General features: G+C 64.5%; 17 protein-coding genes. 10 read left to right on the forward strand and 7 right to left on the reverse strand.

Features of this window, described 5'->3' with window-relative positions; genetic code table 11:
- Positions 1-75 precede the first annotated feature (75 nt).
- The 4 genes from DSM104635_RS17880 to DSM104635_RS17895 all read right to left on the reverse strand — a co-directional run bounded on the left by DSM104635_RS17880 (position 76) and on the right by DSM104635_RS17895 (position 5,426).
- Positions 76-1,512 carry an SUMF1/EgtB/PvdO family nonheme iron enzyme gene (locus tag DSM104635_RS17880; protein ID WP_158767527.1) on the reverse strand — a complete coding sequence of 479 codons (1,437 nt, stop codon included), beginning with the start codon at positions 1,510-1,512 and terminating at the stop codon, positions 76-78.
- A 62-nt stretch (positions 1,513-1,574) separates the two neighbouring features.
- Positions 1,575-3,092 (reverse strand): pectate lyase, encoded by a 1,518-nt coding sequence (locus tag DSM104635_RS17885; RefSeq protein WP_158767528.1) that lies wholly within the window; start codon positions 3,090-3,092, stop codon positions 1,575-1,577.
- 167 nt (positions 3,093-3,259) lie between these two features.
- The gene (locus DSM104635_RS17890) at positions 3,260-4,762 is read right to left on the reverse strand and encodes an acyl-CoA synthetase (protein WP_158767529.1); all 1,503 of its coding nucleotides are present in this window, start codon (positions 4,760-4,762) and stop codon (positions 3,260-3,262) included.
- Between the two features lie 25 nt (positions 4,763-4,787).
- Positions 4,788-5,426 (reverse strand): TetR/AcrR family transcriptional regulator, encoded by a 639-nt coding sequence (locus DSM104635_RS17895; protein WP_158767530.1) that lies wholly within the window; start codon positions 5,424-5,426, stop codon positions 4,788-4,790.
- Between the two features lie 113 nt (positions 5,427-5,539).
- On the opposite strand from DSM104635_RS17895, the gene DSM104635_RS17900 reads away from it, so the two are divergent.
- The 7 genes from DSM104635_RS17900 to DSM104635_RS17930 all read left to right on the forward strand — a co-directional run bounded on the left by DSM104635_RS17900 (position 5,540) and on the right by DSM104635_RS17930 (position 13,611).
- Positions 5,540-6,361 (forward strand): alpha/beta fold hydrolase, encoded by an 822-nt coding sequence (locus DSM104635_RS17900; RefSeq protein WP_158767531.1) that lies wholly within the window; start codon positions 5,540-5,542, stop codon positions 6,359-6,361.
- Entirely contained in the window at positions 6,358-8,574 is a 2,217-nt protein-coding gene (locus DSM104635_RS17905; RefSeq protein ID WP_158767532.1) for a TonB-dependent receptor, read from the forward strand. The genes DSM104635_RS17900 and DSM104635_RS17905 overlap by 4 nt, the downstream gene beginning before the upstream one ends.
- A gap of 67 nt (positions 8,575-8,641) precedes the next feature.
- Complete coding sequence (locus DSM104635_RS17910) at positions 8,642-9,913, forward strand: spinster family MFS transporter (RefSeq protein WP_407703498.1); 1,272 nt, start codon at positions 8,642-8,644, stop codon at positions 9,911-9,913.
- Positions 9,914-10,039: 126 nt separating this feature from the next.
- Positions 10,040-10,693 (forward strand): TetR/AcrR family transcriptional regulator, encoded by a 654-nt coding sequence (locus tag DSM104635_RS17915; RefSeq protein WP_158767534.1) that lies wholly within the window; start codon positions 10,040-10,042, stop codon positions 10,691-10,693.
- Positions 10,690-11,529 carry an HlyD family secretion protein gene (locus tag DSM104635_RS17920; protein ID WP_158767535.1) on the forward strand — a complete coding sequence of 280 codons (840 nt, stop codon included), beginning with the start codon at positions 10,690-10,692 and terminating at the stop codon, positions 11,527-11,529. The genes DSM104635_RS17915 and DSM104635_RS17920 overlap by 4 nt, the downstream gene beginning before the upstream one ends.
- On the forward strand, positions 11,522-12,448 hold the full coding sequence (locus DSM104635_RS17925; protein WP_158767536.1) for an ABC transporter ATP-binding protein: 927 nt from the start codon (positions 11,522-11,524) through the stop codon (positions 12,446-12,448). The genes DSM104635_RS17920 and DSM104635_RS17925 overlap by 8 nt, the downstream gene beginning before the upstream one ends.
- A complete protein-coding gene (locus tag DSM104635_RS17930; protein WP_158767537.1) occupies positions 12,445-13,611 on the forward strand; it encodes an ABC transporter permease in 1,167 nt (388 codons plus the stop codon). The genes DSM104635_RS17925 and DSM104635_RS17930 overlap by 4 nt, the downstream gene beginning before the upstream one ends.
- On the opposite strand, the gene DSM104635_RS17935 is transcribed toward DSM104635_RS17930, so the two are convergent.
- Complete coding sequence (locus DSM104635_RS17935) at positions 13,608-14,987, reverse strand: polysaccharide biosynthesis protein (protein WP_158767538.1); 1,380 nt, start codon at positions 14,985-14,987, stop codon at positions 13,608-13,610. The genes DSM104635_RS17930 and DSM104635_RS17935 overlap by 4 nt on opposite strands.
- Positions 14,988-15,147: 160 nt before the next feature.
- Positions 15,148-15,900, reverse strand: coding sequence for an inositol monophosphatase family protein (locus tag DSM104635_RS17940; RefSeq protein WP_158767539.1), 753 nt, complete (start codon positions 15,898-15,900; stop codon positions 15,148-15,150).
- 75 nt (positions 15,901-15,975) lie between these two features.
- Here DSM104635_RS17940 and DSM104635_RS17945 point away from each other — a divergent pair, with 75 nt between their 5' ends.
- The 3 genes from DSM104635_RS17945 to DSM104635_RS17955 all read left to right on the forward strand — a co-directional run bounded on the left by DSM104635_RS17945 (position 15,976) and on the right by DSM104635_RS17955 (position 18,579).
- Positions 15,976-17,364, forward strand: coding sequence for a hypothetical protein (locus DSM104635_RS17945; RefSeq protein ID WP_228445751.1), 1,389 nt, complete (start codon positions 15,976-15,978; stop codon positions 17,362-17,364).
- Positions 17,361-18,152 (forward strand): hypothetical protein, encoded by a 792-nt coding sequence (locus DSM104635_RS17950; protein WP_158767541.1) that lies wholly within the window; start codon positions 17,361-17,363, stop codon positions 18,150-18,152. Before DSM104635_RS17945 ends, DSM104635_RS17950 begins: the two co-directional genes overlap by 4 nt.
- A 79-nt stretch (positions 18,153-18,231) precedes the next feature.
- On the forward strand, positions 18,232-18,579 hold the full coding sequence (locus DSM104635_RS17955) for a hypothetical protein (protein WP_158767542.1): 348 nt from the start codon (positions 18,232-18,234) through the stop codon (positions 18,577-18,579).
- On the opposite strand, the gene DSM104635_RS17960 is transcribed toward DSM104635_RS17955, so the two are convergent.
- A complete protein-coding gene (locus DSM104635_RS17960) occupies positions 18,576-19,592 on the reverse strand; it encodes a glycerophosphodiester phosphodiesterase family protein (protein WP_228445752.1) in 1,017 nt (338 codons plus the stop codon). The two genes, DSM104635_RS17955 and DSM104635_RS17960, sit on opposite strands and share 4 nt — an antisense overlap.
- Positions 19,593-19,636: the final 44 nt, after the last annotated feature.

The following is a 19,636-nucleotide window of genomic DNA, read 5'->3' on the forward strand; positions in this document are numbered from 1 at the left end:
GCAATGTGTAACGAAGGGCACGCTTTGTCTGTGCCCTCGGTCACACAATTTGAGCGAAATCGGGTTGACGCGTTCCTAGTCGAGCGTACGTGCGACGCGAAAACCAACGCCGGGCTGACGCAATGCTGGCGCACCAGCCTTGCGCGCGGCGGCGCGCAGAACCGGCGCTTGGTCGGCGAAGCCGCCGCCGCGATAGACGCGACGGCCGCATTCGTCGGCCTGCACCGCGCCGCCATTGATCGGCGCGAGCTCGTAGTTCGCCGCGTAGCAATCATCCACCCACTCGCCGACATTGCCGTGCACATCGAACAGCCCGAACGCGTTGGCTTCGTGGGCGCCCACTGGCGTCGTCTGCCGCGCCCGGTACGTCGCTTGCGTTTGCGTTACGCGCGCGCCCGTTGCGTACGCTTCAGTCTGACCCGCGCGCGCCGCGTATTCCCACTCAGCTTCAGTCGCCAACCGATAGCGCAGGCCGCCGGCGCGCGCATTGAGCCAATCGAGATACGCTTGTGCATCGTCCCACGACACGCCCGTCACCGGACGATTGCCGCGTCCCCAGCCGCGATCGGGCGGCGAATAGCCGTTGCAACCGCCGCCAGCGAGGCATGCATCCCATTGCTGGAAGGTGACTTCGTACTTGGCCAGCGCGAACGGAGAGATCGAAACTTCGCGTTGCGGACCTTCATCACGACCGCGTCCAGTCTCGGTCGTCGGCGAGCCCATTACGAACAGACCGCTCGGCATCACCACCATTTCCGGGCAATTTTCGCAATCGTTGAAGGTTTCGCCTGGCGCCGGACCCGCGGGAATCGGCGATGCGGCGGGACGGAAATTGTCGTCCGCAGGCGTGGCCGGAGTCGCGGCAGCGGCTGGCGCGTTCTGCTCAGACAAGCTTTGCGCAAAGCGAAGCAGCGTCGGACTAAAGTACGCCAGCGCGATCAGCACAGCCGCTGCGACTGTCATACCGCCAACGCGGCGCGAAGCGCGCGCGAACTTCTGTCGCTTCGAGAGAATCTCAAACGTCTGCACGCGCTGATCAATGTTATCGAGCGGCTTTTGCCCCTTGGATTGAAACGCCGCCGTCGGGCTGGTGCGCGCCATCGATCGGAATTCAGCGGAAACCAGCGCCGTCCCCGGCTCCGCCAATTCCTGCAGCCGCGCCGCGACGTTCACGCCGTGGCCGAGCAGATCGTCTGTCGCGGTGACAACGACATCGCCGACGTGCGCGCCAACGCGGATCGGCGGCTCGCCTTTGCCGCGCTTGTCGAGAATGAGTTGGATCGCGTTCAGCGCCGAACCGGCCGAGCCGAACTCCAGCATGAAGCCGTCGCCCGCGGTGTTAAACAAACGCCCGCCGCTGCTATCGGCGACGGAGACGATGCGCGCGCGCAGGTTCTCCACCTTGCGCGCGGCGTTGCGCTGATCGCGCTCCGACATTGTTGAGAAGCCGACGATGTCGATCGCAACGATCGACGCCAATCGGATAGCCCGTTCCTCGCCCTGGTCACTCACTGGCTCAGTTCCCCACGTCCCCGCGAGGATAATCCCCGCCCGGGGACATATCCACCCTCCTCCTACTCGCCTGAATCGAGGCTGAGCAGAAGGGCGCTCATGTTTTGGATGAAAGCGCCGGTCGAAATACCGGTTACAGGGTCGTTTGTCGTGTGTGGCGAGGTATCTGTCGCGTCGCCGACCAGGGTTTGCGAGAAATCGCCTGCCGCTGGCGTTTGGGAACCATCGCCCGCATAGGGATTGCTGGTCGAGACCAGCGGCGTCGGCCAATAGCCCTCAGCGTTGAGGCTGGCCGTGAGTTCCTGGACACGCTCCGCGGTCGGACGCTGCACAGCGCCCGAACCGGCGTTGGAGTTGAGATCCGAGACTTCGATGTTTTGCGTCGTGAAGTATGGCGGCAGCCGGAAATCCGCACGCGCGCGCAGCAGCGTTGTTGCCGCCAAGCGATCGGCGCTCATGCTGCGCAACCGCTCGTAACGCGCACGCAGCGCTTCGACATCGAGGTTGCGCCATTGCGAGTAGTGCGTGATCGGTTTGGCGACGTCGTAGTTCCAATAGTATTCGCCGTTGAGGACGTTGGAGCCGCGCCTATGCACAATGCGAGCGCGGTTGGTTTCGAGTTCGATGAACGTCGGATAGTGACGGCCCTGCATTTGCACGGCGGCGTCCGGCAAGCGCACGGACTCTAGCCACGCGATCGCTTCCGGAACGCGCGCGAGGAAACGCTCTTCGCCGGTCCATTCATAGAAATTCATGAGTTGCGAAATATTGTTGGCGGTCGTGTGCGTGGTCAGCGCTTCCGGCTCATACGTGCGCGCGCCGATCGGGCGCAGTGTTTGTGCATCGTGCTGCAGCCCCCACCCCGCTTGCGGCGCGGGCTGTTGCGTGGCGACAAAAATATCCATGGCGCGCCGGATCGCCGCGAGCGCGCGTTCATCACCCAGCGTTTGGTAGATCATCAGCAAAAACTTGATGTTCTCGCCAGCGACATCGTCGTTGAACGTGATTTGCCGCGTGTAATCGGCACGGCCGTGCAAACCGGCTTCGCTTGTCAGAGGAAAACGTTGCGGCCAGCCGCCATTAGCGAACTGGCTGTCGAGCACAAAACTGAGCGCCTTTTCGACCGGGCCACGCAACCGCGAAGCGCGCCGCTCGGCATATAAACGCAGCAGGAATTGCGATGCTTCCGATGTGCCGGCGTCATCAAACGTCGCATTGCCGTAATAGTGGTGGAATTCCTCAAGCCGCCAGCCGTTCTTGCCGATCGTATCGTACCAGCGGCGCGTGCTCTCTTCGCCCGCGAAGTCGTGGAGATAGTTCCAGCCGCCTGCCGGATGCTGCGCGGCGATCAAGCCCTCGGCGACATCCATCGCGGCCTGGTAGTAGAACTCGTCACGCGTCGCGTGGAAGCAATCGAGATAGAGATGGCCAACTGTCGCCGTGCCCGGCGGCTGGATCCAGATCATTGTCGGGAACGCTTCCATCTCGCCCCAGCGCCGAGAGAAGTCCGGCGCGTAGCTCCAAAGATAGCCGCCGCGATACGCCACGCGCTCGCGCATAAAGCGCGCCGCGCGCTTCATCGTGCTCAACGTTTCGCGTCGCAGCTCGCTGTTACCGGTGTCATCGCTCGCGGAAAAAAAAGACGCGCAACCGCTCGTCAACACGGCGCCGGAAGCGCCCGCGAGCAACGCGCGGCGCGAAGCATTTCGCACTTCGATCATGACGTCTCGCGTCCCCTCTTTGCTGCTCAGCGCGACGGCGCGTTCGGCGCCGGCGTGAGCAGGTGCTTTCTAATCTTGCCCGCGGCAGTACGCGGGAAGTCGTCCACGAACGTGACGTGGCGCGGGGTTTTATAGCCAGCCAGATTGGCGCGGCAAAACTGAATCAGCTCTGCTGGCGCAACCGCCGTCGTACCCGGCCGCAATTGCACGAACGCATGACCGACCTCGCCCCATTTCTCGTCGGGAACGCCGATCACGGCCGCTTCCAGCACGCTGGGGTGCCGCGCCAGCACGTTCTCGATCTCGGCCGGATACACGTTCTCAGCGCCGGAAATGTACATCTCCTTGATCCGCCCGGCGACGTAGTAGCAGCCGTCCGCGTCACGCCGGCCGATGTCGCCGCTCCTCAACCAGCCGTCAGGAGCGAAGGCCTTCTTGGTCTCTTCCGGCTTGTCCCAATAGCCCGGCGTCAGTCCCGGCCCGCGCATCCAGATCTCACCGCTCTCACCGTCGGCGACGTCATTGCCACCCGTGCCGACGATGCGGACATCGAGCAGCATTTGCGGCTTGCCCACTGAGCCGATCTTGGTCAGCGCATCTTCCGGCGCGGCGATGAAAGCGGTCGGGCCGGTTTCGGTCATACCGTAGCCGTTGCAAACGCGTACGCTCTTCGCCGCGTATTTCTCGACCAGCACATCCGGCAGCGGCGCGCCACCGCAGCCCCAGGTACGAATGCGCGAGAAATCCGCGCCGTCGAACGCCGGATTGAGCGCAAGCTGCTGATAGATCGCGGGCACGCCAAAGAAGATATCGAGCCGCGGCATCAGCGTCATCACGCGCTCTTCATCGAACGCCGGCAACACGATCACGGTGCCGCCCGCGATCAAAGTCGGCAGCGTGACGAGCTGAATGCCGGCGGTGTGGAAGAGCGGCAGATAGTTGAGCGTCGTGTCGCGCGGCCGCAGATCGAAGGCTTGCGTGACATGGAACGCGTTCACCGCGCTCATCTGATACGTCTGCATCACGCCCTTCGGCGCGCCCGTGGTGCCCGACGTGTAGCTCAGAAACCAGATCGCATCGCCGCGCCAGCTCCGCACATTGGCTTGCGGCGTAACAGTGGGAAGCGCGGCTTCGTAGCCCCCATCGAGTGCCAGCGGCTTGCGGTGAGCGCCTAAAGCCGCCGCCATTTCTGCGTCTTCGCGGCCAAAAACCAGCGCAACCGGCGCGCAATCGGCCATGATCCCGGCAAGCTCGCCCACCGGCGAGCGCCAGTTCAGCGGCACGAGGATCGCGTCCAACTTGGCGCACGCGAACATGATCTCGAAGAATTCGATGCGGTTGCGGCAGAGGATAGCCACGCGATCGCCGCGCACCACGCCGAGCTCCGCCAGCACTTCCGCCGCACGCGAACAACGGTCATCCAATTGCGCGTACGTCAGCGTGCGCCCGGTCAGCGCATCCTCGAATGCGATCACGTGCGGCGTCAGCTCTGCTCGCTTCGCCGTGATGTCGACGAGATCGAAACCCATCGTCACCCTCCCAAGCGCGCCCTCTTCAAGTGGCGTCGCCGTTTTTGACTCGCGGCGCGAGCCCGTTGATCATCAAGTCTGCCGCGGCTTCCGAGACAGCGTCCACGTCCGCGTCGTTTTCCCACAAGCCGTACTTCAAACCCAGAAACGTTGAGGCGCCCATCAGCGCCCACACTCGGACTTCATCGTCGCCTTTGCTGATCTCACCGCGCGCCGCCGCTTGCGAAAGCTGTTGGCGATAAGCGTCCGAGAAAACCAGATAGTACGCCGCGTAGGCTTCCGGCGCGACGAACTGCGCCTCCATGACAACGCGGTAGAGCGACTTGTTCGCGCGCGCGAATTCCAGGAACGCGCGGATGCCAAGCCGTTCGGCCTCAAGCCGGTTCGGCGCATCCTTCACCGCGTCAGCCAGCGCATGCCGCGTACGCACGCCCATGTCCGCGACCAGGGCGCGGAACACTTCCTCTTTGCTCTTGAAGTAAACGTAGAAGGTGCCCAGCCCGACGCCGGCACGCGTTGTGATGTGGCTGATCGCGGTCTCGTGGTAGCCGCGCGCCCCGAACTCCTCCCCGGCCGCATCCAGCAATTTCCGCAGAGTTCTCCGCCCGCGTTCGGTTTTTGGGCCGCTCCGCTCGTCAATCTCAGAACCTGAATGTTGACTCATGTTTCAAGTCTCCGATATAAGGCTCAGCAAGACAACGAAAAAAGTGGCTCGAAAACGGGCCCAAATAGGGGGAAGCCGGGTTGCCGGTATGCGCTTTGCCAGACGGGGCGGCCATGGCCTACGCCGATGACGGCGCCGGCGCTCCCATTATTCTGGTGCACGGCTGGGCGGCGCACGGCGGCTTCTTCGACGATCTCCGCACCCGGCTCTCGAAAACCCATCGCGTTCTCACCCCCACGTTGCGCGGCCATCCCGGGTCGGGTCACGGCACCGCCGAGCTCACGATCGAGACGCTCGCAGACGATATCGCGCATTTCGCTGAAACGCTCGACCTGAAGGCCGTGGTCGCGCTGGGCTGGTCGATGGGCGCGATGGCGCTCTGGGCCGCTGCGCCCAAGCTCGGCGTGCGTCTCGGCGGGCTGATCGTCGAAGACATGTCGCCGCGGCTGACCAACGACGCCTCGTGGCGCCACGGCATCGCCGGCGATTACGGCGTCGCCGACATCGCCATCACCCTGAAAGAGATCAACGGCGATTGGCCGAGCTACGTTTCCCGCTTCGCGCCGCGCATGTTCGCGCCCGGTCTCTGCAAAGAGCAGCCGGAGGTTGCTGCGTTCGCCACCTCCGAAATGTCGAAAGCCGATCCGGAGAACATGGCGTCGTATTGGGCGTCGATGGCGCGCCAGGATTTTCGCGCCGCCCTCGCCGGCATGACGATGCCGATGCTCGTGATCCACGGCGCCGACAGCCAGGTCTATCCCGACGAAGCCACGGCTTTCATCGCCAGCGCCGCACCCAATGCGGAGCGCGTCGTCATTCAAGGCGCCGGCCATGTGCCGCATCTCGAGGCGCCAGACACATTTTTCAATCATGTCGAGGCTTTCGTCCGCAAAACGCGGCAGCCGGAACTGAGGAGCGGAGGAGCAGTCCCATGAAACGGTTTGGAGAGTCAGCGCGGTATGCGCTGTTGTTTGCGAGCGTATGCGCGGCGCCGTTCGCACTTTGCGCACCGGCGCTGGCGCAGGAGACTGCGTCCGCCGAGGAAGAGGAAGCGATCACGGTTACGGCGCGCCGCCGCGAAGAAAACCTGCAGGACGTGCCGATCGCAGTCACCTCCTACTCCGCAGAGGCGCTCGAAGCGGCCGGCGCCCAGGATATCACCGCCATCACGCAGACAACGCCCAACGTCACGCTCGAGAACTCACGCGCCACCAACACCACACTGACCGCGTTCATTCGCGGTGTTGGTCAGCAGGATCCGGTCGCCGGCTTCGAGCAAGGCGTAGGCATCTATCTGGACGACGTCTACCTGAACCGACCGCAAGGGGCGGTGCTCGATATCTACGACATCGAACGCATCGAAGTGCTGCGTGGTCCACAGGGCACGCTCTACGGCCGCAATACCATCGGCGGCGCGGTCAAGTACGTGACGCGTCGTCTCAATGCTGACGACCCGACACTGCGCGCCCGCTTTGCGTATGGCAGCTACAATCAGATGGACGCCGTTGTGTCCGGTTCACTGCCGCTCACCGACACGTTCCGCGTCGGCGCGGCGGTCGCCGGCCTCACGCGCGACGGTTTCGGCGAAAACCTGACTACGGGCGAAGACAACTACAACAAAGACATCTTCGCCGGCCGCTTCTCGGCGGAATGGGAGCCAACCAGCAATTTCCTGGCGCGCCTCTCCTACGATTACATCGACGACGACTCTAACGCGCGCCAAGGCCATCGCCTGCTGCCGAGCGCGATCAGCGGCAACTCTCCGCTCGACAATGAGTTCGATACCGAAGCCGGCATCAGCAACCAGCCGTGGAGTCTCGGCGGCAACAGCGTGATCGCACGCGGCGTCCAAGTGATGCTCGATTGGCAGCCGGCCGAGAACTGGACTGTGCGTTCGATCAGCGCCTACCGCGACGACAGCTCGCGCGCGCCGATTGACTTCGATTCGACCGCGGCGCCGACAATGGATGTGCCCGCGGTCTATCAAAACGAACAATTCAGCCAGGAACTGCAGCTGCTCTACGAAGGCGAGCGTTGGAATTTCCTGGCCGGCGCCTACTATCTCGACGCCAACGCTTTCGACGCCTTCGATGTCATCTTCACCAGCGTCGCGAGCTTCACACTGGGCGATATCGATACCAAGACATGGGCGGTGTTCGGCGAAGCAACGTGGGATTTCACCGATGCCCTCAGCCTCACGATCGGCGGACGCTACACCGAGGACGAACGCACCGCGCTCATCCATCGCCAGGGCTTCGCCTCGGCGCCGTCGCCGTATTTCGGCGGCCCTGGCGCGCTGGGCGCTGGTTCGCCGGTGCCGCGATTCGAGGGCACTCGCACTGACGACGCCTTCACGCCGCGCGTCATCCTCGCGTATGAGGCGAGCGACGATCTCAACCTCTACGCTTCGTATTCCCAAGGCTTCAAAGGCGGCGGTTTCGATCCGCGTGGCAACTTCGCCAACGCCGACGTGCGTGAGGGTTACCTGCCGGAATACGTCGATACCTACGAAATCGGCGCCAAGGCGACGTTGTGGGGCGGTCGCGCTCGCGCGAACACGGCGATCTTCTTCTCCGACTATACCGACGTGCAAATCCCGGGCTCGGTCATCATTCCAGGCCCCTCGTTCGTCGGCACCGTGACCAATGCGGGCGCCGCGGAAATCTATGGCGTCGAGTTCGAGGGAACGGCTCAGTTCACCGACAATCTGAGCGGCGCGCTTTCGATCGGGTACGTCAGCGCCGAGTACACCGAGTTCGTTCTGAACGGCATCGATGTCTCCGAACAACGCGACGTGCAGAATACGCCAGATTGGACCGGGAGCGCTGGGCTCACCTACAGCGTTCCGCTCACGCTCGGCACGGCGCCGGGGGAAATCTCTTTCACCGGCTCAGGCGCCTATCGGAGCGATACGCAGCAGTTCGAGTTCGCGATCCCGCTGCTCGATCAGCCGGCGTTCTGGCTCTATGACGCGGCCGTCTACTGGACTTCCGACGATGATCGGCTGCGCCTCGGCGTCTATGGCCGCAACTTGGGCGACGAGCGCTACATCACGTCGGGCTACAACTTCCCGACCGTCGATAGCGGCGTCACGGCGTTCTACGGCAATCCAAGAACAGTCTCGGCTTCGGTGGAAGTCCGGTTCTAAATCCCTCCACTCTCGCGGCGGCGCGATACACTCGCGCCGCCGCTTTGTTTTGTGACACATGACAGAGATGAGCAGTTCCGCCGCGACGCCGCCTTCGAGCGGCTACCGCTATGTTGTCCTGGCGCTGCTGTTCATCGTCTACACCTTTAACTTCATCGACCGCCAGATCATGGGCATCTTGAACGTGCCCATTCAGACCGAGCTCGGCGCCAGCGATTCCGAGATGGGTCTGCTCGGCGGGCTTTCCTTCGCATTGTTCTACACCGGCCTGGGCATTCCGATCGCTTGGCTTGCCGATCGCAGCGACCGCACCTGGATCATGACCGTCGCGCTTTCGCTTTGGAGCGGGTTCACCACGCTTTGCGGTTTCGCGACGACCTACACGCAGCTCTTCCTGGCGCGCATGGGCGTGGGCGTGGGCGAAGCTGGCGGAGTCGCGCCGGCCTATTCGCTGATCTCCGATTATTTCCCGCCGAAGGAGCGCGCCCGCGCGCTGGCGATGTATTCGTTCGGCATCCCAATTGGCAGCGCCGCCGGCATCGCTCTCGGCGGCATCGTCGCCACCAGCGTCGACTGGCGCGTTGCGTTCATCGCCGTTGGTCTTGGAGGCCTGCTGGTTGCGCCGGTGTTCCGCATCTTCGTGCGCGAACCCGAACGCGGCCGCTACGACTCGAAGCAGGGCTCCACGGCACGCGCCGGCTTCGCGCGCTCGCTCGCGACGCTGACCAGGAAGCCGAGCTTCTGGCTGCTTTCGTTCGGCGCCTCGTGCTCTTCGATCATGGGATACGGATCGTTCTATTGGATCCCGACTTTCCTGCAGCGCTCGTACGGTTTCACGCTGCTGCAGGCTGGCTTCTACTATGGCGCCATCCTGCTCATCGGCGGTGTAATCGGCGTTTGGCTGGGCGGCCTACTCGGCGACAAGCTTGGCGCCAAGCGCCGCGCCATGTTCGCGCTGGTGCCGGCGGCAGCGTGGATACTCGCCGCGCCGTGCTACGCGCTCGGCCTGCTTTCCCCCTCGCCCACGATCGCCTTCTTTCTTTTTCTTGCACCCACCGCGCTCGGTCTCGTGTGGCTTGGGCCCGTCATCGCCGCAGTCCAGCATTTGGCCCCGGCCAGCGCGCGCACCACCGCTTCCGCAAGCTTCCTGTTCATCAACAACCTGATCGGCATCGGCATCGGCACCTATCTGCTCGGCGCCATCTCGGATGCACTGACGGAGCGCTTCGCCGAGGAATCGTTGCGCTACTCCATCCTCGCTGGAACCGGCTTCTATTTGCTCGCCGCGCTCCTCTATTTGGTCGCCGCCAGATCGCTGAAACGCGACTGGGTGGACTAAAGCCCGCCCGCGCGGCTCTGTCCTTTCATCACTCTCATTTCTGACCAAGGCGGCGCTTGCGCCCCTTTCGCCCGTCCCCCCGAATTATCCCTTGCATATAACTGACTGTTCAGTTATATAAGTGGAATGAGCCCATCTGCCTCATCCAAACCGGAAAAATCCGCGACGCCGCGCTGGCGCCGGCGCTCCGACGCGCGTCCAGAGGAAATCCTCGACGCCGCTCTGGCCGAATTCACCGCCCGCGGCTTCGAGGCCGCCCGGATGGAGGACATCGCCAAGGCGGCCGGGCTCTCGAAGGCGGCGATCTATCTCTACTTTCCGTCGAAGATGGCGCTGTTGGAAGCGCTGATCGAAGCCAAGGTCGCCCCTCTCGCGAACCAGGCCCAGTCGCTCGCAGCCGCCGGCGCGGCCGATCCGCTGATGGCGCTCCGCATGCTTGCCACCGCCGCCGCATATCGCGCGGGCGACGCCAAGGTCTTCGCCGTGCCCCGCCTTGTCATCGGGATTTCCGGACGCTTTCCCGAGATCGCCGACTATTACCGGACAAACGTTGTCGAGAAGGCGCGCGCTGCGCTCGAAGCGCTGATCGACGCCGGCAAGGCCAAAGGCGTCATCCGCGACATTGATAGCAAGGCCGTCACCCGCGCCTTCATCGGCCCACTCTTCTTCGAGGCGATGTGGACCCACGTTTTGCGCGGCGAAAGCGCATTCGCTGACCCGCACACGCTCATAGAGCAACACTTCGACATCCTGCTGAACGGGCTGGAGCAACGCGCATGAAGCGCATCCTCATTCTTTCGCTGGCGCTCCTCGCAACCGCGTGCGGCGAGCGCGCATCCGATGTCATGCAGGGCTACGGCGAGGCCGACTACATCTATCTCTCCAGCCAAGATGCCGGCATCGTCGGCGAAGTGCTGGTGCGCGAAGGAGACACGGTCGAAGCTGGCGCCCAGATTTTCCGCCTCGATCCGGAACGTCTGAGCTATGGCGCCCAAAGCGCGGAAGCACAGCGCGCGGCCGCGGCGGCCGCTGTCACGACAGCGCGAGCCGAAGCTGTGTTGGCCGAACGCAATTATGCGCGCGGCGCCCAGCTTGCGGCGCAAGATTTCTACCCCCGCGCCCGCCTCGACGCCGACCGTGCCGCCCGTGACGCCGCCAACGCGCGCCTCGCGCAAGCGCGCCGCGAAGCCAGCGCCATGAGCGCCGAAACCGGCCTCGCCCGCGAACGCTTGAACGACCTCGCCGGCGCGGCGCCTGCCGCCGGCACGATCGAGCAAATCTTCCATCGGCCCGGCGAAGTGGTGGCCGCCGGCCAGCCGATCGTCGCGCTGCTGCCGCCGGAGAATATGAAGGTGCGCTTCTTTGCGCCGGAGGAACTGCTCTCGCAACTCCGCCTCGGCGCGCGCGTGAACATCAGCTGCGACGGCGAAGGCTGCGCCGAGCCGATCGCGGCGACTATCAGTTTCATCGCGCGCGAACCACAATTCACGCCGCCCGTGATCTACTCGCTCGATCAGCGCGAGAAGCTCGTCTATCTCGTCGAAGCACGCTTCACCGGCGCCGTTCCGATCCGTCCGGGCATGCCCGTTGATGTCCGGCTCGCCGCCAATGACTGAGCTTGTCATCGATGTCCGCGATCTGACCAAGAGCTTCGGCGACCGCGTCGTCGTCGATCACTTCGATCTGCAAGTGCCGCGCGGCGCTATCTATGGCTTCTTGGGTCCAAACGGCTCAGGCAAGACCACCACCATCCGCATGGTCTGCGGCCTATTGAAACCCGAGAGCGGCGAAGGCACGGTGTTGGGCTTCGACGTCTTGACCGAAAGCCCGAAAATCAAAGAACGCGTCGGCTACATGACGCAAAAATTCTCGCTCTACGAAGATCTTTCGATCCGCGAGAACCTCGAATTCATCAGCCGCCTCTACGGCCTCGATCACCGCGCCGAACGCGTGGACAAAGCGCTTGAGGATCTCGGCCTCAGCGAGCGCCAACAGCAGCTCGCCGGCAAGCTCTCCGGCGGTTGGAAACAGCGCCTCGCGCTCGCCGCCTGCATGATCCACGAGCCGGAGGTGCTGCTGCTGGACGAGCCAACCGCCGGCGTCGATCCCAAAGCGCGACGCGATTTCTGGGACGCCATACGCCGCTATTCCGCGCAAGGCGTCACGACGCTCGTCTCCACCCACTACATGGATGAAGCCGTGCAGTGCGATTCCATCGCCTACATCGCATACGGCAAGAAGCTGCTGGACGCGCCGGTTTCAGAAATCCCGAAAAAGATCGGCCTCGCCTGCTGGCGCATCGCCGGCCGCCCGCTCCTGCCGGCGCAGGAAATGCTCGAAGGCGCACCCGGCGTCGGGCTGGTCGCGCGCTTTGGCGCCGAAATTCATGCCTGCGGCGAAGATCCCGTCGCGCTCGAACAATCCGTGCGCCGCGTGAAAGCAGCGCAGCCGCACGTCGAGATCGAAAAGATCGAAGCCGGCTTCGAGGAGATATTCATCTACCTGATGGCCGGCAGCCACGATACCTTCCAATGAAACGCCCACACCTCCCCGATCTTTCCGGCCTGCTCGACGTTTCGTGGTCGCGCATCTTCGCCGTGTTCCTGAAAGAGCTGGTGCAGATGCGGCGCGACCGGCCGACCTTCGCCATCATGATCATGATGCCGGTGATGCAGCTCGTACTGTTCGGCTTCGCCATCAATACCGATCCGCGCCATCTCCCCGCAGTCGTCGAACTGCGCGAAGACACACCGATGACACGCGCCTTCCTCGCGTCACTCGATGCGTCATCCTATGTCGATATCGTCGCCGTCGCGCGTACGGCGGAGGAAGGCGAAGCTGCGCTCCGTTCCGGCAATGCCGCCTACCTCATCTCCATCCCCGAGGGCTTCGAACGCCGGCTCGTCCGCGGCGAACGTCCGCAAATCCTGATCGCCGCCGACGCCAGCGACCCCGTCGCCGCAGGCGGCGCGCTCGGCGCCATCGAGCGCATTGCGCAATCCGCGTTCGCGCCAGAGTTCAACGGGCCGCTCGCTTATCTCCAACAAGCGCCGCCGCCCTACGAGATCGTCGTCCACCGCCGTTACAATCCCGCCGGCGTCAGCGCGTTCAACATCGTGCCCGCGCTCTTGGGCGTCATCCTTACCATGACCATGGTGATGATCACCTCGATCGCGCTGACGCGCGAAACCGAGCGCGGCACCATGGAAAATCTGCTCGCCACGCCGGTGCGTCCGCTCGAAGTGATGATCGGCAAGACCACACCGTACATCGGTGTCGGCGCTATCCAAGTCGCCATCGTGCTGACCGTGGCGGCGCTGCTCTTTCGCATCCCGTTCACCGGCTCTTTCCTGGCGTTCCTGGTCGCGGTGACGCTCTTCATCTTCGCCAATCTGATGCTGGGTTATCTCATCTCCACGGCTGCGCGCACACAGATGCAGGCGATGCAGATGACGTTCTTCATCTTCCTGCCGTCGATCCTGCTGTCGGGCTTCATGTTTCCGTTCGCGGCGATGCCAGGCTGGGCGCAAGCAATCGGCGAAGCGCTTCCGATCACGCACTTTCTGCGCATCGTCCGCGAGATTGTGCTGAAGGACGCCGGCTTCGGCGACATCCTAGGCGACCTCTGGCCGCTCACTTTGATCTTGCTGGTGTTGGCGAGCCTGGCGCTACTGCGCTTCCGCCGCACGCTGGACTAGCCGGCGGCGGCGCGTTCTTTCTCGATCGCGATCGGCGTCACCGCCGCGAACAAGACTTCGCGCACGTCGACATCCGCGCCTTGGCGCGCGAGCAGTGTGAGCCGCTCCATCGTCTCGTGCATCTCGCCCAGACCGCGCGGGGCAGAGAACGCCGCGATCACGCCCGGTGCCACGTCCGACTCGATCCACTCGTCGGACGCCACCAAAGCTTCGTGCAACTTTTCGCCGGGCCGCAGGCCAGTGAACACGATCGGCGTGTCTTCGTCCGGCCGCAGCCCTTCGAGCCGGATCACTTCGCGCGCCAACTCCACCACCGGCAACGCTTCGCCCATCTCAATGACAAATGCCCCGCCCCGCTTCTCGGGCTGGCCCAGCCCCACCGCCGCCGCGTGCAGCAACGCATTCGCCGCCTGCGGGATAGTGAGGAAATAGCGCGTCACTTCAGGATCTGTCACCGTGAGCGGCCCACCGGACGCGAGCTGCGCTTCAAAGATCGGTGAAACCGAACCCGTCGAGCCCAGCACATTGCCGAGACGCACCGGAATGGCGCGACGTTCGCCACGACGATCCAGCGCCTGGCAGTACATCTCGCCCAACCGCTTCGAGGCCCCCATCACGCCGGACGGATCGACAGCCTTATCAGTCGAAACAAAAATCAGCTCGGCGCCAACGCCGTGTGCGGCTTCCGCAACATTGCGCAACCCGCTCACATTGGTCAGCACGCCTTCGCACGGAAAGCGCTCGACCAGCGGCACTTGCTTCAGCGCCGCTGTGTGAAACACGATGTCCGGCTTTTCCGCGTTGAACCAACGCCGCATCGCCGGCGCGTCGCGGATATCGGCCAGCGCGATCTCTGAGTCCTTCAGATCAAGGCCGATGCGATAGAGGTTGAACTCAGAGCTATCGAGCAGCGTCAGCCGCGCGGGCGAGAGTGATGCGATCCGGCGCGCAAGCTCACTGCCGATTGAGCCTCCGCCGCCGGTGATCAGCACGCGCTTGCCTTCGATCAGCGCCTGCATCCGCGCGCTGTCGATAGCGCCCAGCGGACGGCCGAGCAGATCGTCCAGGCGCATCCGGCGCGGCGCACCGCGTTCGAGCAAGTACACCTTGATCCGCGCTTGGGCGGCGCGCTCCAGAATAGCGCGTCCGGTCGCCCCATCCTCGGGCGGCGCAGCCAACACCAATGCCCGCACACCGAGCTTGCTGAAGTCTAAGCTCTGCCAAAGCGGTGCGCGGGAAAGAACGGGAACTGAAGCGTCGCCTGGCCCGATCAGCACGGCCCCTTTCACGCGGAGACCCGAACGGTCCCAGCGATCCAGCGCCGCCAAAGCGTCGCCCACGGCTTGCGCCGATCCCACCAAAGCGGCTTGCTGCAACTTTCCCCTTCCCGAACGTCAGTTCAATCCGACGTGTAGTCGTGCGGTGCAACTAGTGTCCACCCCGTTACCCAGTCATATCCCTCACGTATTGTTTCGCAAACGTACGGCAGCTGGAATTCCGTCGGCGTTGCTCACATGATTCAAATCTGAGCAGCGATCACAGCGGCAAAGGCGCCTTCGCATTGCCCGCCGACACTTCCAACGGTTGATCCAGGGCCGTCCCCTCGATGCGGTATTCTCCACCCGCCGCTTTCACCAGCGCGCAACCCGCCGCCACGTCCCAGATCATGGATCCAGACTCGCGGTAAGCCTCGGCCCGACCTGCCGCGACATAGGCTAGCGCCGTCGCGGCCGAGCCAATCATCCGCACTTTCCGCCACGTGGACAGCCGCTCTTCGAACAGCTGCATCGACTCCGCGCTCGCCCGCGAGGGCACGCCAGTCTGCAAGATGCCGCCGGCCGGATCGGCGATGTCCGAGACGCGGATTGGCTTGCCGTTGAGCCACGCGCCTTCGCCGACCGCGCCGGTAAATCGCTCGGACAAAACAAAACAATCCACGACACCGATTACCGGCGCGCCATTGTCCAGCAATGCGATCGACACGGCGCAATGTGGATATTCTCGCAGATAATTGACGCTGCCGTCGAGCGGATCGACGGCCCAGACGAAGCGATCGCCGCGCTGTTGCGCGCGCACCCAGCCCGCCTCTTCGGAAATGATTGGATAGTCTGACGCCTTGCTGATCGCCGCCAGGATCAGCGCCTCGGCGTGCTTATCGGCGTCGATCTTCACCTCGCGGCCGATCTCGGCCGCGATCACGCTCCACTTGGCGCGGTTCGCGGCCAAAGCGGCGCCGGCCTCCGCCGCGACCGCCTCCGCAATCGCCAAAAGCTGCTTCAACTCGCTCACCAGAGCCTGATACCCCGCCCATTCCTCTTGGAGAAGCGCGCCATCCGCGCTTTAAGAGCGCGGGAGCTGGCGCACATGGACGGGGGGCAAACCCGAACGCCGAACGGAGCCACCCGCCCGGCCGCGAAACCGCCGCAGGGCATGAGCGCGGCTGCGCTCGACAAAAAGCTCGGCCTGAAGCACCGCGCCCGCGAAGACGCCGCCCGCAACCTGCCCCGTCATGACAGCGACGACCTCTCCGCCGCCGAGCTTGCCGCGATCGAAGCGGTCGCCGGCGAACGCGCCAAAATCGATCAAGCCCGCAACGACGCCAAGGCGGACGCGGAGCGGCGGCTGCGCACGTTGGCGCCAACACCACAAGATTTCACCGGCCCCGCGCTCGACGCGCGGCTGGCGCTGAAGCAAACAGCCGGGCGTCTCGCGCACGATTGGACTGAAGCAACCGAGCGCGCCACGCAGGGCCGCGGCGATCTCGACGCCTTCAAGCGCGCCAACGAACTCCGCCGCGCCGCAGTCTACCCGAAATCGACGCTCCTTCAGTCCGGCCTATTGTTCTGCGCTGCGGTGTTCGAAGCACTCTTCAGCGCAGCACTCTTCGCCGAAGACGACGCACGGGGCCTGCTCGGCGGGGCAATCACCGCGATCGGTCTCTCCGGCGCCAACGTCACGCTCGGCTATCTCGCCGGCTTTCTGGGCCTGCGTTACCTCCAGCACGTCAAGCTTCCGATCAAAGCGACGGGAGCGCTCGCTTTCGCCGCGCTCACTTTCCTCGCCCTGATGCTGAACCTGTTCGCCGCCGATTGGCGCGATCAGCTTGCGGCGGCGGCTGGCCGTCAGATTGATCTCGGCGCCGACGCCAGCTTCCATCTCTGGTCGCTACTTCAGCTTGAGTCGCCGCAATCGATCATCCTTCTGATGCTCGGCGCCGGCGTCTGGGTGTTCGCCGCGCTCAAGGGATACTCCGGCTTCGACGATCCCTACCCCGACTATGGCAAGATGGACCGCGCCGCGCGTGACGCCGGCGACCATCTCTCCGACTTCCGCGCCGAGGCTCGCCTCGAACTGGAAGCGCCGGTCAACGCCGCACGCACGGCGCTGGCGGCGCGCATGGAGAAGATGCGCGCCGAGTACGAAGCCATGAACAAGGCGTTCGACGCGGCCGCCGCCAAGATGGAAACGCTCGACGCCAAAGCGCGCGCGCTCGACCAAGCCGCCGCCGACGCGATCTATCTCTACCGCCAAGAAAACACCGCGCTCCGCACCGCGCCCGCGCCTGCCTATTTCGGTTCGCAACCACCGGCGGCCGGCCCTGCGCTCGACGCCCTCGGCGCCGCTGCCACGATGATCGACGACGCCCGCGCTCGCCTCGCCGAAGCGCAAGCACAATCGACGCGCGCGCTGGAAGACTTGCTTAACGACCTCGACGCCGCCACCACGCGGCTCGACCAAGGCGCTGCCGCATGAGACGCGGCCGCGGCGCGGGCGCGCGCAACGCGCTCGGCCTCGTACTCATTGGCGTCGCCATGCTCGTGCTAGGCGGCCTTGCCGGCGCTTCGCTCCTGCTCCGCGCACCGCCGACGGATGCGGAAACGCTCTGCCGCATCGACGCGCCGCTCGGCGCTCACACAATTATTCTGGTCGATGCAACCGATCGGCTGGAGTCGCGCCATCGCCGCAAGCTGCGCGCCGTGCTGGCGCAGGAGCGTGTCCGTCTCGCGCAATACGACCGCCTCACCATCATGCGACTTAACGTGCGCCGGCCGCAGGAGCCGGCGATCCTGTTTTCCAAATGCCTGCCGCGCCCGCCAGAGCAAACCAATCCGCTGTTCGAAAACGCGCGCATGACTCAGCAGCGCTGGGACGAGGATTTCGCGCAAGCGCTCGACAGCGCACTGCGTAGCGCAGGATCATCCGGCCCTGCCCGCGCCTCGCCCATTCTTTCAGGCGTGCGCGCCGTCGCCGCCGACCCTGATTTCGGCGCCGAAATACCGCGCCGGCGCTTAGTGTTGGTCTCCGACCTGCTCGAGCACGACCCAGAAGGCTTCTCGCTCTACGTTTCGGATGCGAACTTTGCTGCCTGGCGCGCGATAGCACCGAGTGGCCCGCCGGACCTGGCGCGCATTGATCTGCGCGTCGTGCCAATCGATCGCCCCGACCATGCCGAGCGCCAAGCTTACGCTTTGGAAAACTTCTGGCCCGCGTTCTTCGACGCCGCCGACGCGCAATCCGTGAGCTTCGATCCGGCGCCGTAACCGCCGCTGTCATCGGGACTTTTCAGCTCCGCCCCGACTCACTCTAGATTCCCGCCGGGTCGGTACGACGGAGGGGCGTTTGAACACTTTCAATTGGCAGGGCGCGAGCGGCCGCTGGTACGAGTTCGAGATCGCACGCGCGCAGCGTGCGTGGGAGCCCGTCGGTGGCATCTACATGTTCGTGAAACCGCACGACCAACCGTCGCTCGATTGGGGCGGCCCGATTGCGCTCTACGCTGCATACACCGACGATTTCTCGCGCAGCCTCGCGCGCCACGACATGTGGCAAGCGGCTGAGAATCTCGGCGCCAAGGAAATCCATCTACTGGTGATCAAGGACGACGCCACGCGCGCCCGCGTCGAGGCAGACATTCTCGAGGCGCAAACGCCGATCCTGAACCGCAAGATGCTGCGCCGCGTCGCCTAAGCGCGCGCGGCCACAGCCGTCGCCGGAAAATCCGTAATCACGCCATCGACGCCCGCGGCGTAAAACTCGCGGGCGTCTGCCTCTGCGTCGCCGTGCAGTTGCAGATAGTTGGGTGCGTTCGCGTCGCCGCGGCGCAGGTTCGGCGGCAGGAAGAAATTCTCCGCCCGCAATGTCCATGGATGCACCACCAGGCCCGCCGCGTGCGCACGCGCCACCAGATCGGTGGCCGGCGCGCGCGATAGATCGTTGTTGCGCGGGAAGATCAGCACGTTGTCGGCGCCAAGGCCGCGGGCGTAGGTCGCGATGTCGCGCAGGCCGCCATCCGTCAGCATCTGAGCATAAGTCAGATCGGGGCGGTCCACTGGCCCGCCGTCGATCGAAACCAATTGCGTGCAGCTCCAGCGGATCGACGACATCTGCGTCAGCGTCACCAGCGCACCGATCTCGAAGCTTTGGACGAACATCTTGTCCGCCATACTCTGACCGCCGGCGGCATGAACATCCGCGATGAGCGGCGGCAGCGGATCCTTGCCGATGCCGCGCAAATACGACGGGTGCTTCAGTTCGCAATAGACGCCGATATTCGTCTCGGCCGACAGCGCCAGCACTTCCGCGAATGTCGCGATTGTGTCCTGGCCATCGAACGCTACGTTGGCAGGGCGCAGCTGCGGCAACCGTTCCTTGCAACGCAGCGTCTTCAGCTCAGCGAGCGTGAAATCCTCGACCCACCAGCCCGTCGCGGCCACGCCATCGACCGTTTTCTGAACGCGGCGCGCGGCAAACTCCGTGCGCGCGGCGACGTCGGTGGTGCCTGAAAGTTCGTTCTCGTGCCGGCACACCAAGACGTCATCGAGTGTCATCACTACGTCGAGCTCGACGTAGTCGGCGCCCTGCTCCGCTGCGCGCCGATACGCAGCCATCGTGTGCTCCGGCCGTTCACCGCTGCAGCCGCGGTGCGCGATCACGACCGGTCGCCGCGTCGGCGCTGGCGCTTGTGTTTGCGTTTCACTCATGCTCGCGCACCCCGCCAGAACCGCGCTCGCCCCAGCGCGCGCAA

This window comes from Terricaulis silvestris, assembly GCF_009792355.1.
Classification (GTDB): domain Bacteria; phylum Pseudomonadota; class Alphaproteobacteria; order Caulobacterales; family Aquidulcibacteraceae; genus Vitreimonas; species Vitreimonas silvestris.

What these genes read in the sequence shown, in the direction of transcription:
- DSM104635_RS17885 (WP_158767528.1), bottom strand. Translation starts at nt 3,092, where the DNA reads ATGAAGCGCGCGGCGCGCTTTATGCGCGAGCGCGTGGCGTATCGCGGC.
- DSM104635_RS17890 (WP_158767529.1), bottom strand. Translation starts at nt 4,762, where the DNA reads ATGGGTTTCGATCTCGTCGACATCACGGCGAAGCGAGCAGAGCTGACG.
- DSM104635_RS17895 (WP_158767530.1), bottom strand. Translation starts at nt 5,426, where the DNA reads ATGAGTCAACATTCAGGTTCTGAGATTGACGAGCGGAGCGGCCCAAAA.
- DSM104635_RS17900 (WP_158767531.1), top strand. Translation starts at nt 5,540, where the DNA reads ATGGCCTACGCCGATGACGGCGCCGGCGCTCCCATTATTCTGGTGCAC.
- DSM104635_RS17905 (WP_158767532.1), top strand. Translation starts at nt 6,358, where the DNA reads ATGAAACGGTTTGGAGAGTCAGCGCGGTATGCGCTGTTGTTTGCGAGC.
- DSM104635_RS17910 (WP_407703498.1), top strand. Translation starts at nt 8,642, where the DNA reads ATGAGCAGTTCCGCCGCGACGCCGCCTTCGAGCGGCTACCGCTATGTT.
- DSM104635_RS17915 (WP_158767534.1), top strand. Translation starts at nt 10,040, where the DNA reads ATGAGCCCATCTGCCTCATCCAAACCGGAAAAATCCGCGACGCCGCGC.
- DSM104635_RS17920 (WP_158767535.1), top strand. Translation starts at nt 10,690, where the DNA reads ATGAAGCGCATCCTCATTCTTTCGCTGGCGCTCCTCGCAACCGCGTGC.
- DSM104635_RS17925 (WP_158767536.1), top strand. Translation starts at nt 11,522, where the DNA reads ATGACTGAGCTTGTCATCGATGTCCGCGATCTGACCAAGAGCTTCGGC.
- DSM104635_RS17930 (WP_158767537.1), top strand. Translation starts at nt 12,445, where the DNA reads ATGAAACGCCCACACCTCCCCGATCTTTCCGGCCTGCTCGACGTTTCG.
- DSM104635_RS17945 (WP_228445751.1), top strand. Translation starts at nt 15,976, where the DNA reads ATGGACGGGGGGCAAACCCGAACGCCGAACGGAGCCACCCGCCCGGCC.
- DSM104635_RS17950 (WP_158767541.1), top strand. Translation starts at nt 17,361, where the DNA reads ATGAGACGCGGCCGCGGCGCGGGCGCGCGCAACGCGCTCGGCCTCGTA.
- DSM104635_RS17960 (WP_228445752.1), bottom strand. Translation starts at nt 19,592, where the DNA reads ATGAGTGAAACGCAAACACAAGCGCCAGCGCCGACGCGGCGACCGGTC.